At 64.5% G+C, this 11,582-nt stretch carries 9 protein-coding genes; 3 read left to right on the top strand and 6 right to left on the bottom strand.

Translation table 11 applies throughout. From position 1 onward, the window contains the following. Positions 1 to 797, top strand: a 797-nt coding sequence (locus tag ACFQPB_RS23225; RefSeq protein WP_382228629.1) for a methyl-accepting chemotaxis protein, incomplete at its 5' end; no start/stop codon positions are given. A 54-nt stretch (positions 798 to 851) separates the two neighbouring features. After that, complete coding sequence (locus ACFQPB_RS23220) at positions 852 to 3,773, top strand: bifunctional diguanylate cyclase/phosphodiesterase (RefSeq protein WP_382228627.1); 2,922 nt, start codon at positions 852 to 854, stop codon at positions 3,771 to 3,773. Between the two features lie 3 nt (positions 3,774 to 3,776). Here ACFQPB_RS23220 and ACFQPB_RS23215 read toward each other — a convergent pair whose 3' ends face one another. The 4 genes from ACFQPB_RS23215 to scpA are packed head-to-tail and all read right to left on the bottom strand — an operon-like array spanning position 3,777 to position 9,406. After that, positions 3,777 to 4,748: a methyl-accepting chemotaxis protein gene (locus tag ACFQPB_RS23215; RefSeq protein ID WP_382228631.1), complete on the bottom strand. Its 972-nt coding sequence runs from the start codon at positions 4,746 to 4,748 to the stop codon at positions 3,777 to 3,779. Then, positions 4,691 to 6,235 (bottom strand): acyl-CoA carboxylase subunit beta, encoded by a 1,545-nt coding sequence (locus ACFQPB_RS23210; protein WP_382228625.1) that lies wholly within the window; start codon positions 6,233 to 6,235, stop codon positions 4,691 to 4,693. Before ACFQPB_RS23210 ends, ACFQPB_RS23215 begins: the two co-directional genes overlap by 58 nt. Before the next feature lie 19 nt (positions 6,236 to 6,254). Continuing rightward, positions 6,255 to 7,259, bottom strand: coding sequence for a methylmalonyl Co-A mutase-associated GTPase MeaB (gene meaB, locus ACFQPB_RS23205; protein WP_382228623.1), 1,005 nt, complete (start codon positions 7,257 to 7,259; stop codon positions 6,255 to 6,257). Beyond that, complete coding sequence (scpA, locus tag ACFQPB_RS23200) at positions 7,256 to 9,406, bottom strand: methylmalonyl-CoA mutase (RefSeq protein WP_382228620.1); 2,151 nt, start codon at positions 9,404 to 9,406, stop codon at positions 7,256 to 7,258. The genes meaB and scpA overlap by 4 nt, the downstream gene beginning before the upstream one ends. A gap of 90 nt (positions 9,407 to 9,496) precedes the next feature. On the opposite strand from scpA, the gene ACFQPB_RS23195 reads away from it, so the two are divergent. After that, positions 9,497 to 10,156, top strand: a complete 660-nt coding sequence (locus ACFQPB_RS23195) for a GntR family transcriptional regulator (RefSeq protein ID WP_382228617.1) — start codon at positions 9,497 to 9,499, stop codon at positions 10,154 to 10,156. 18 nt (positions 10,157 to 10,174) lie between these two features. On the opposite strand, the gene dusA is transcribed toward ACFQPB_RS23195, so the two are convergent. Both dusA and ACFQPB_RS23185 read right to left on the bottom strand, forming a co-directional pair. Further along, the gene (gene dusA / locus ACFQPB_RS23190; protein WP_382228614.1) at positions 10,175 to 11,200 is read right to left on the bottom strand and encodes a tRNA dihydrouridine(20/20a) synthase DusA; all 1,026 of its coding nucleotides are present in this window, start codon (positions 11,198 to 11,200) and stop codon (positions 10,175 to 10,177) included. An 82-nt stretch (positions 11,201 to 11,282) separates the two neighbouring features. Further along, on the bottom strand, positions 11,283 to 11,483 hold the full coding sequence (locus ACFQPB_RS23185) for a hypothetical protein (RefSeq protein WP_382228612.1): 201 nt from the start codon (positions 11,481 to 11,483) through the stop codon (positions 11,283 to 11,285). Positions 11,484 to 11,582: the final 99 nt, after the last annotated feature.

The following is an 11,582-nucleotide window of genomic DNA, read 5'->3' as shown; positions in this document are numbered from 1 at the left end:
CCAACCAGCTGGCCCAAAGCGCCTCCACCGTGGCGGTGCAAGGTGGCCAGGTGGTCAGCCAGGTGGTAGACACCATGAAGGGCATCAACGACAGCTCGCGCAAGATCGCCGACATCATCAGCGTCATCGACGGCATCGCTTTCCAGACCAACATCCTGGCGCTCAACGCCGCCGTGGAAGCGGCGCGCGCGGGCGAACAAGGCCGGGGTTTTGCGGTGGTGGCCGGCGAGGTGCGCAACCTGGCGCAGCGCAGCGCGGCTGCCGCCAAAGAGATCAAGGACCTGATCACCGACAGCGTGGGCCGGGTGGAGCAAGGCAGCGCCCTGGTGGACAAGGCCGGCACCACCATGGAAGAGGTGGTGGGCAGCATACGCCGTGTGACCGACATCATGGGCGAGATCAGCGCGGCCAGCGCCGAGCAGAGCGCGGGTGTGGGCCAGATCGGCGAGGCCGTGCAGCAGATGGACCAGGCCACACAGCAAAACGCGGCACTGGTGGAAGAGATGGCAGCGGCAGCGACCAGCCTGCGCACCCAGGCCGACGACCTGGTGCAGACCGTGGCCGTGTTCAAGGTCAACGGCGACGCCGCCAGCCCCCGCCCCACAGCGCATGCGCGCGCACCGGCACCGGCACCGGCACCGGCACCGGCGCCGCGCCAACCCACGCCCACCCCCCTGAACCAGAAGGCGCCCACGCGCCAGACCAAGCCGTCCATGCCGGCGCCGCGCGCCGCCGCCGCCGCACCCCGCGTCGGTGTGTCCAAGGCGGACGCTGGCAGCGACTGGGAATCCTTCTGATCACCGCACCTGCCCGATGACACCGGGCGGGTGCGCGGCGCCCGCCGACGCCACATGACAAGCCATCCCCCACCCACCCCGTCGGTGGCCAGGTTGCAGCGCCAGCGCCGCTGGGCCGTCGGCACCTGCCTGGCGGCTGTGCTGCTGCTGGCCGTCGCCAGTGCCCTGCCACCGTTTGCGCTGTTTGGCCAGGGCCACGGCCACATGCTCTCCACCCACCTGCTGCTGGAGCTGTTCTCGGTCATCGTCTCGCTGCTGGTGGTCTCCATCGCGTGGTACACCCGCGACGAAGCCTACGCCCACCTGTCCAAGGCGCTGATCTACGGCTTCACGGTGGTGGCCGGAGCCGACGTGATGCACGCCCTGTCTTATGCGGGCATGCCAGCGCTGTTCAGTGAATCGAGCACACCCAAAGCCATCTTCTTCTGGCTCATGGGGCGCAGCTTCGAGGTGCTCACCGTCTGGTGGTTGGCCACGCGGGTGCACATCGGGGGCAGCAAAGGCCTGTGGTTGTTGCTGGGCCTGGTCACCGTGGTCGCGCTGACCTGGGTGGGCAGCTTCCACCTGGACACCTTCCCCGAGACCTTTGTGCCCGGGCAGGGGCTGACGCCCTTCAAGGTCCGCTACGAGTACGTGTTGTGCGCGGCCAACCTGGCCGCCGCCGGCTGGCTGTTCCACCAAAGCCGGCGCGAACCCCGCGGCCACGCGCTGTGGCTGGGCACCGCCTGTTTTGTCATGGGCGTGGGCGAACTGGCCTTCACCGGCTACAACGCGCCGTCGGACTTCCTCAACATGTTTGGCCACCTCTACAAGGTGGCGTCCTTCGGCATCATCTACCACGTCACCTTCCAGGTGGCGGTGCGTGAGCCCTACGCCAGGCTGGCGAAAACGGAGCGCCAGGTGCGGCAACAGGAACGCCAGCTCGACACCGTGCTCAACAACATCCCGGTCGGTGTCTCGCAGATCGACGCCAACCTGCACTACCGCTACGTCAACGCGGTGCACGCCAACAACCTCGGCCGCCCGGTGGCCGACATCATTGGTGCGCGCATGGCCGATGTGCTGCCGGACGCCTTGATGAGCCAGGCCCGCCCGCACATCGAGTCGGCACTGGGGGGACGCGAGGTGGCGTTTGAGATTGCGTTTGTCAACTTCCGCGGTCGCCAGGTGCATGTGCAGGCCAGGATGGTGCCGCAACGCACAGACAGCGGCGACATCGTGGGCGCCGTCGCCATCGTGAAAGACGTGACCGAGCAGGAACAGACCCAGAAACAGCTGCTGGAGTCCATGCGCGAGATCACCGAACTCAAGGCGGCACTGGATGCCCACGCGATCGTGGCGGTGACCGACGCAAGAGGTGTCATCACGCGGGTCAACGACAAGTTCTGCAGCATCTCGAAATACCCACGCAGCGAACTGATTGGCCGCACCCACCAACTGATCAACTCGGGCCACCACTCCAAGGCCTTCTTTGGTAACCTGTGGCACACCATTTCCAGCGGCGAGGTGTGGAGCGGCGAGATTTGCAACCGGGCCAAGGACGGCTCGCTGTACTGGGTCCACACCACCATCGTGCCCTTTGTGGGCGCCGATGGCATTCCCGAACAGTACATCGCCATCCGGGCCGACATCACCGAACGCAAACGCGCCGAGGACGAGGCCCAGCGCATGGCCTTCTTCGACGCCCTCACCGGCTTGCCCAACCGGCGCCTGATGTCCGAGCGGCTCCACCTTGCGCTCATGAACGCCTCGCGCAGCGGCGATTTCGGTGCCCTGGTGCTGCTCGACCTCGACCACTTCAAGGAAGTCAACGACACACTGGGGCACTTCCAGGGCGACGAGCTGTTGCGCCAGGTGGCCATGCGCCTGCAGCGTTGTGTGCGCCAGACCGACACCGTGGCCCGCCTGGGTGGCGACGAGTTCGTGCTGGTGCTCGGTGGCCTGGGTGCCGACGCCACCATGGCCACCGCACGCGCCGGCGACCTGGGCGAAAAAGTGCGCGAGACGCTGGCCGAGCGCTACCACTTCAACGGCCTGCAGGTGGACGCAGCGGCCAGCATCGGCGTGGTGATGTTTCACCGTGCCGAGGAACACGCAGACGAACTGCTCAAGCAGGCCGACATGGCGCTCTACCGCGCCAAGGCAGCCGGTCGCAACCGGCTCGCCTTCTTCGACCCGGCGCTGCAGGACGAGGTCAATGCCCGTGCCGCCATGCTGCGGGACTTGCGCCAGGCCATGGAAACCTTGCGTTTTCAGGTGTTCTATCAGCCCATCGTCAACACCCACAGCCGGGTCATGGGTGTGGAGGCCTTGGTGCGCTGGCCCCACCCCGAACGTGGCATGGTGTCGCCTGCGGTGTTCATTCCCCTGGCCGAACAAAGTGGCCTGATTCAGCCTTTGGGCCAATGGGTGCTGACCACCGCCTGCCGCCAACTGGCGGCCTGGCACACCGACCCAGAACGCAGCCTCTGGACGATGGCCGTCAACGTCAGTGCGCGCCAGTTCCGCGACGCCGACTTTGTGCAAAAAGTCATGTTTGCCATCCAGTCCACCGGGGCCAACCCCCACCTGCTGCGCCTGGAACTGACCGAAAGCATGCTGCACAGCGACATCGAGGAAACCATCGAAAAAATGAGCACCCTGCGTCTGATCGGCGTGCGTTTTTCGCTGGACGATTTTGGGACCGGCTACTCCTCGCTGAGCTACCTCAAACGCCTGCCGCTGGACCAGCTCAAAATCGACCAGTCTTTTGTCCGCGACGTGCTCACCGAACCCAACGACGCCGCCATCGCCTGCACCATCCTGTCGCTGGCCAAAAGCCTGGGGCTGGGCGTGGTGGCCGAAGGCGTGGAAACCCTGGCACAACGCGACTTCCTGCTGGAACAGGGCTGCACGGCTTTCCAGGGTTACCTGTTCAGCCGCCCGGTACCTGCGACCCAATTGACCGACACGATCGCACCGCCCGTGGCGGCCTGAGTGTCAGGCCAGCGTCTTGTACACGCCGCAGCCGATGTAGACGTCGTCCACCTTCATCACGTAAGACATCTTGCCCTGCACACGGCCTGAGGCCGGGTTGACGATGTCGTACTCGACCCAGCCCGGTCCTTCCTCGGCCTGGCGCACGATGCCGGCAATCAGCGCGTTGCCGTCGATGCCCGGCACGTCTTGCACCCGCGTGCCCACCTTGGCCGGGTTGCCGCCGAAGGCCACGTAGGTGCCATCGGCGGTGAGCGCAAACACATACATGTCGCGGTCAAAGAAGCCGCTCGCGCGGTCGGTCAGGCTGCGCAAGTAGCTGTCCAGCGAACCCGCGCCGCGCCGGTGTGCGTGGGCCCGCTCCACCAGCGCCATGGCCTCTTCGGCCACACCTTGCAACAGCTTGAAGCTGTTGATGGCCGAGGACAGCGAGGCGGCGCGTGTCTCCAGGCTTTCCGACTGCCGCACCGCCACCTCCACCATCTGCGCGTTGCGCTGGGTGATGTCGTCGAGTTGTTTCACCGCCGTGGAGATTTCCTGCACGCTGGTGTTCTGCTCCGAACTGGCGGTGGAGATGGCGGAGATGTTGGCCGACACGCCGCGCGTGCCACCCAAAATTTGGGCCATGCCCTCGCCGGCCTTGCGGATCTGCCCCACGCTGGTTTCCACCTGCGACGACGAGGTCTGGATGAGGTTGCGGATTTCGCGCGCGCTTTCACCGGAACGTTGTGCCAGCGAACGCACCTCGCTGGCCACCACGGCAAAACCCCGGCCGGCCTCACCCGCGCGCGCGGCCTCCACGGCGGCATTGAGCGCGAGGATGTTGGTCTGGAACGCCAGCCCGTCGATGACGCCAATGATCTCGTTCATGCGGTGGGCGCTGCGCTGGATGGCCTCCACCGAGTCCACCGCTGCCGTCATGGTCTGTGCGCCCGACTCGGCCACCGTGCGCACCTCAGCGGCCTGCCGATCCACTTCCAACGCCGTGCCGGCGTTCTGCTGCAGATGCGCTTGCGGGTTTCGTGTGGCAAAACCACGTCGTCGATGAAGCCCCGCGCACCCGCCACAAACGGGTTGGCGAAACGGGCCTTGTACTCGGCCTCGCGCTCGGCCAGCTTGGCCGGGTCCTTCTTGTCTTCGCGGAAGATGATCTCCACCGCGCCCTTGGCGCCCATCACCGCGATTTCGGCATTCGGCCACGCCAAGTTCACGTCGCCACGCAGGTGCTTGGAGGCCATCACGTCGTAAGCACCACCATAGGCCTTGCGGGTGATGACCGTGATCTTGGGCACCGTGCACTCGGCATACGCGTACAGCAGCTTGGCGCCGTGTTTGATGATGCCGCCGTACTCCTGCGCCGTGCCGGGCATGAAGCCGGGCACGTCCACGAAGGTCACCACCGGGATGTTGAAAGCGTCGCAGAAACGCACGAAACGCGCGGCCTTGATGCTGCTCTTGATGTCCAGGCAACCGGCCAGCACCAGCGGCTGGTTGGCCACGATGCCCACGGTCTGGCCGTCCATGCGGGCAAATCCGATCAGGATGTTCTTGGCGTAGTCGGGTTGCAGCTCGAAGAAATCGCCATCGTCCACGACCTTGAGGATCAGCTCCTTCATGTCGTAGGGCTTGTTGGGGTTGTCGGGCACCAGCGTGTCCAGGCTCAACTCCATGCGGTCGATCGGGTCGCCGCTGGGGCGCGCGGGCGCCTTCTCGCGGTTGTTGAGCGGCAGGTAGTTGTAGAGGCGGCGCAGCATCAGCAGCGCTTCCACGTCGTTCTCGAAGGCCAGGTCGGCCACACCGCTTTTGGTGGTGTGGGTGATGGCGCCGCCCAGCTCCTCGGCGGTCACTTCTTCGTGGGTCACCGTTTTCACCACCTCGGGACCGGTCACGAACATGTAGCTCGAATCCTTGACCATGAAGATGAAGTCGGTCATGGCGGGCGAATACACCGCACCACCGGCCGAGGGGCCCATGATCATGCTGATCTGCGGCACCACGCCGCTGGCCATCACGTTGCGCTGGAACACGTCGGCGTAACCGCCCAACGACGCGACGCCTTCCTGGATGCGGGCACCGCCCGAATCGTTGAGGCCAATCACAGGCGCGCCCACCTTCATCGCCTGGTCCATCACCTTGCAGATCTTCTCGGCGTGGGCTTCGGAAAGTGCGCCACCGAAGACGGTGAAGTCCTGGCTGAACACAAACACCAGGCGACCGTTGATCATGCCGTAGCCCGTCACCACGCCGTCACCGGGGATCTTCTGGTCCTGCATGCCGAAGTCGGTGCAGCGGTGCTCCACGAACATGTCCCACTCTTCGAAGGTGCCCTCGTCGAGCAGCACCTCCAGCCGCTCGCGTGCGGTGAGCTTGCCTTTGGCGTGTTGGGCGGCAATGCGTTTTTCGCCGCCACCCAGGCGCGCGGCAGCGCGTTTGGCTTCCAGTTGTTGCAGGATTTCTTGCATGAGGGGTCTCCGGAAAAATTCAGTCGAAAAGTTCAAGCAGCTGACGCGCTGCCGTGGATGCGGGCAGCGCGCCGGCCAACACCGCGTCGGTGGCAGGGCCCAGACGGGCCTGCACCTGTGGGTGCTGGCGGAAGCGTTGTTTCAGGGCGGCGTCGATGCGCTCCCACATCCAGGCCTTGGCCTGTTGCTGGCGCCTTGCGGCAAATCGGCCGTTGGCGTTTTGTACGTCGCGGTATTGACACACGGCTGACCAGAAGCTGTCCACACCCTGGCCCAGCAGCGCGCTGATCTGGATCACCTTGGGGTGCCAGATGGCCGTGTCGTGGTGGGCGTGTTCAGGATGGCCGTGCAGGCCCAGCAGCCGCAGGCTGGACGTGATCTGTGCTTCGGCGCGGGTGGCGGCGTCGGGGTCGATGTCGGCTTTGTTGATGACCACCAGATCGGCCAACTCCATCACACCCTTCTTGATCGCTTGCAGGTCGTCGCCGGCGTTGGGCAGTTGCAGCAGGCAGAACATGTCGGTCATGTTGGCCACGGCTGTTTCACTCTGGCCCACGCCGACGGTCTCGACAATGACCACGTCGTAGCCCGCCGCTTCACACACCAGCATGGCCTCGCGCGTTTTTTCGGCCACGCCACCCAAGGTGCCGCTGCTGGGGCTCGGGCGGATGTAAGCCTTCTCGTGCACGCTCAGGTGCTCCATGCGTGTCTTGTCGCCCAGGATGGAGCCACCGGACACGGTGGACGAGGGATCGACCGCCAGCACCGCCACGCGGTGGCCCTGAGCGATCAGGTACAGACCCAATGCCTCGATGAATGTGCTTTTGCCCACGCCGGGCACACCGCTGATGCCCAGACGCAGCGCTTGCCCGGCGTGGGGCAGCAGTGTGGTCAACAGCTCGTCGCCCTGGGCACGGTGGTCCGGCCGCGTGGATTCGAGCAGGGTGATGGCCTTGGCCATGGCCCGGCGCTGCTGCGCCGGCGTGCCACGCACCACACCCTCGAACAAGGCCTCAGGTGTCACCCGATCGCCTTTTTGATTTGCTCCAGCACGTCCTTGGCGCTGGCGGGGATGGGGGTGCCGGGGCCGTAGATGCCCTTGACGCCGGCCTCGTACAACATGTCGTAGTCCTGGCGCGGAATCACGCCGCCCACGAAAACGATGATGTCGTCGGCGCCCTGCCTCTTCAGTTCGGCAATGATGGCCGGAACCAGCGTTTTGTGGCCGGCGGCCAGGGTGCTGACACCCACGGCGTGCACGTCGTTTTCAATCGCTTGGCGGGCGCACTCCTCGGGCGTCTGGAACAGCGGTCCCATGTCCACGTCAAAACCCAGATCGGCAAAGGCCGTGGCCACCACCTTGGCGCCCCGGTCGTGGCCGTCCTGACCCAGCTTGCTGATCATCACGCGCGGGCGGCGGCCCTGGGCGGTGGCAAAGTCGTTGATTTCGGCCTTGAGTTGTTCCCAGCCGTCGGCACTGTCGTAAGCGGCTGCGTACACACCAGTCACCTTTTGTGTGTCGGCGCGGTGGCGCCCAAAAACCTTTTCCAGCGCGTCCGAGACTTCACCCACGGTGGCGCGCAGCCGGATGGCCCGGATGGACAGGTCGAGCAGGTTGCCCTCCCCGCTCTCGGCGGCGGCCGTGAGCGCGGCCAAGGCAGCTTGCACCTTGGCGTTGTCGCGCGTTGCCTTGATCTGCTGCAGGCGGGCAATCTGACCATCGCGCACCTTGAGGTTGTCCACTTCCAGGATGTCGATCGGGTCTTCCTTGGCCAACTTGTACTTGTTGACGCCCACAATCACGTCCTTGCCCGAGTCGATGCGGGCCTGCTTCTCGGCCGCGCTCGCTTCGATCTTGAGCTTGGCCCAGCCGCTGTCCACGGCACGTGTCATGCCACCCATCTTCTCGACTTCCTCGATGATGGCCCACGCCTTTTCCGCCATCTCGTTGGTCAGGCTCTCCATCATGTAGCTGCCGGCCCAAGGGTCCACCACGTTGGTGATGTGGGTCTCTTCCTGAATGATGAGCTGGGTGTTGCGCGCGATGCGGGCGCTGAACTCGGTGGGCAGCGCGATGGCTTCGTCGAAGCTGTTGGTGTGCAGCGACTGCGTGCCGCCAAACACCGCCGCCATGGCTTCGATGGTGGTGCGCACCACGTTGTTGTAAGGGTCTTGCTCGGTGAGCGACCAGCCCGAGGTCTGGCTGTGCGTGCGCAGCATGAGGCTCTTGGGCGACTTGGCGTTGAAGCCCTTCATGATGCGCGTCCACAGCAGGCGGCCGGCGCGCATCTTGGCGATTTCCAGGTAGAAGTTCATGCCCACCGCCCAGAAAAAGCTGAGGCGGCCAGCGAAGTCGTCCACGTCCATGCCCTTGGCGATGGCGGTCTTCACGTACTCCTTGCCGTCGGCCAGGGTGAAGGCCAACTCCAGCGCCTGGTTGGCGCCCGCTTCCTGCATGTGGTAGCCGCTGATCGAGATCGAGTTGAACTTCGGCATGTGCTTGGCCGTGTACTCGATGATGTCGCCGATGATCTTCATCGACGGCTCGGGCGGGTAGATGTAGGTGTTGCGGACCATGAACTCCTTGAGGATGTCGTTCTGGATGGTTCCGCTCAGCTGGTCCTGCGCCACGCCCTGCTCTTCGGCCGCCACCACGTAGCCGGCCAACACCGGCAGCACGGCGCCGTTCATGGTCATGGAGACCGACACCTTGTCCAGCGGGATGCCGTCGAACAAAACCTTCATGTCCTCGACCGAGTCGATGGCCACACCCGCCTTGCCCACGTCACCGGTCACGCGGGGGTGGTCGCTGTCGTAGCCGCGGTGGGTGGCCAGGTCGAACGCCACCGACACGCCCTGCCCGCCGGCCGCGAGCGCTTTGCGGTAGAAGGCGTTGGATTCTTCAGCGGTGGAGAAGCCCGCGTATTGGCGGATGGTCCAGGGGCGCACCGCGTACATGGTGGCTTGCGGGCCGCGAATGAAGGGCTCGAAACCCGGCAGCGTGTTGGTGTGGGGCAGCGTGGCCGTGTCTTCGGCGGTGTACAGCGGCTTGACCGTGATGCCCTCGGGCGTGACCCAGTTCAGGCTGGACAGCGGCTTGTCCTTGAGCGATTTGGCGGCGGCTTTTTCCCAGTCGGACAGGCTGGTTGGCTTGAATTCGAAGGTGCTCATGGCAAGGGCAAGGGTTTTCAGGGGTGCCGGGATTCTACATGATTCATAATTATTGATGCAAAATTAAGTTGCTCTACAATCACGTTCCGCATGTTCGACACCCGCCCTGACGCCACCATCATCCCGCGCGCCCTCTACGAAGAGGTGGCGGAGCGCCTGCGCCAGCGCATCTTCAACCGCGAGCTGGAGCCGGGCAGCTGGATCGACGAGCTCAAAATCGCGGAAGAGCTGGGCATCAGCCGCACACCCATGCGCGAGGCGCTCAAGGTGCTGGCCGCCGAAGGCCTGATCACCATGAAGGTGCGGCGCGGCGCCTACGTGACCGAGGTGAGTGACAAAGACTTGAGCGACGTTTACCACCTGCTGTCCCTGCTCGAATCGGACGCGGTGGCGGTGGTGGCCGAGCGCGCCAGCGACGAACAACTGAAAGAGCTCGACCGCCTGCACCAGGAGCTGGAGGCCGCCGGCCGCGATCCGGAGCGCCAACGTGAGCGCTTCTTCCAGATCAACGAACAGTTCCACATGCGCGTGCTGGACATCGCCAACAACCGCTGGCGCGATCAGATGGTGAGCGACCTGCGCAAGGTCATGAAGCTCAACCGGCACAACTCGCTGTTCAAGACCGGGCGCGTCGAGGAATCCCTGCTTGAACACCGCGCCATCATGACCGCCTTGCAGGCACGCAACCCTGCCCTGGCCGCACAACGCATGCGCGAGCATTTCAGCAACGGGCTGGAAGCGGCCATCTGAAGCCGCGTCAGGCCAAAATCACACCGGGGTGGGCGCGTGCGGCAGCGCCGCCAAAGGCAAAGGCTCCGGTCTGTGCTGCGCCAGACGCCACACCTCACGCGGCGGCTCGGGTTTGAGGTGGTGATCGCTCCACACCTGCCGCCAACGGCGCGCACCTTTGAGGCCATTGCGCAAACCCAGCATGTGGCTGGCCACCGAGTACCAGCCCACACCGTCTTCGCCATGGGCCCGTTCCATGTAGGCCACCATGGCTTCTTCCACCGCCTCGCGGCTGAGCTCGCGCGGTGCGTCGCCGTAAAACTGGGCGTCCCAATCCACCATCAACCAAGGGTTGTGGTAGGCCTCTCGGCCCACCATCACGCCGTCCACGTGCTGCAGGTGCTCGGCAATTTCGGCGTTGGTCTTGATGCCACCGTTGATCGCAAAGGTGAGGTGCGGAAATTCGCGCTTGAGGCGGTAGACGATGTCGTAGCGCAGCGGTGGAATCTCGCGGTTCTCTTTGGGTGACAGGCCTTTGAGCCAGGCGTTGCGCGCATGCACGATGAACACCTTGCAACCCGCCTCGGCCACCGTGCCGACGAAGTTGGCGGCAAAGTCGTAGCTCTCGATCTTGTCGATGCCGATGCGGTGTTTCACCGTCACCGGGATGTCCACCACGTCCACCATGGCCTTCACACAATCGGCCACCAGCGCGACTTCGTTCATCAGGCACGCGCCAAACGCGCCGCGCAGCACCCGTTCGCTCGGGCAGCCGCAGTTGAGATTGATCTCGTCGTAGCCACGCTGCTCACCCATCACGGCGCAGCGCGCCAGATCGGCCGGCTCGCTGCCACCGAGTTGCAAGGCCACCAGATGCTCCTCCTCGTTGAAGCGCAGGTGCTGAGCCGCGTTGCCGTGGATCAGCGCACCGGTGGTCAACATCTCGGTGTACAGCAGGGTGTGGCGCGTGAGCAGCCGGTGGAAATAACGGCAATGGCGATCGGTCCAGCCCATCATGGGGGCCACGGACAGACGCCAGGGGCTGGCCTGTTGATTTATCTGCATTTTTGAAGTCCACACTTTTTGCAGTGCATGCCAATGAGCTGCCGAGACTGGTTTGAGTTGGTTGAGCGCATCACGGACGCTTTCAAGCGTAAGACTGGAACTGGTTGTTGTCCCGGCTGAGCAGCTGCATCAGTTTGGGGTGAATAAAAAGTTTCTCTTTGCCAAAGGGCATTTCACGCAGCACGCCCAACCCCACCAGGTCGTGCAGGTAGCGGGAAGCCGCCTGGCGTTGGGCAATGCCTTTGTCCACCAGGTTGTTGGCGCCATTTGAATATTGACCCACCCTGCCGATTCAATATTGACCCAGGGCGGGTTGCTGATTCTGGGATCAGCAACTGTGGATAAGTCTACCCAATATCTGGTTTTAGCTTCTCCCTCCTTG

It is taken from the genome of Hydrogenophaga atypica (assembly GCF_042665215.1).
In the GTDB taxonomy this organism is placed as follows: Bacteria; Pseudomonadota; Gammaproteobacteria; order Burkholderiales; family Burkholderiaceae_C; genus Hydrogenophaga; species Hydrogenophaga defluvii_A.
The sequence above is the reverse complement of the archived record's forward strand: the minus strand, read 5'-3'. Positions and strand labels throughout refer to the sequence as shown.

Bases quoted from the DNA above. Each gene is read 5' to 3' on its own strand.
- ACFQPB_RS23220 (WP_382228627.1), top strand. From the start codon at position 852: ATGACAAGCCATCCCCCACCCACCCCGTCGGTGGCCAGGTTGCAGCGC.
- ACFQPB_RS23210 (WP_382228625.1), bottom strand. From the start codon at position 6,235: ATGCAAGAAATCCTGCAACAACTGGAAGCCAAACGCGCTGCCGCGCGC.
- scpA (WP_382228620.1), bottom strand. From the start codon at position 9,406: ATGAGCACCTTCGAATTCAAGCCAACCAGCCTGTCCGACTGGGAAAAA.
- ACFQPB_RS23195 (WP_382228617.1), top strand. From the start codon at position 9,497: ATGTTCGACACCCGCCCTGACGCCACCATCATCCCGCGCGCCCTCTAC.
- dusA (WP_382228614.1), bottom strand. From the start codon at position 11,200: ATGCAGATAAATCAACAGGCCAGCCCCTGGCGTCTGTCCGTGGCCCCC.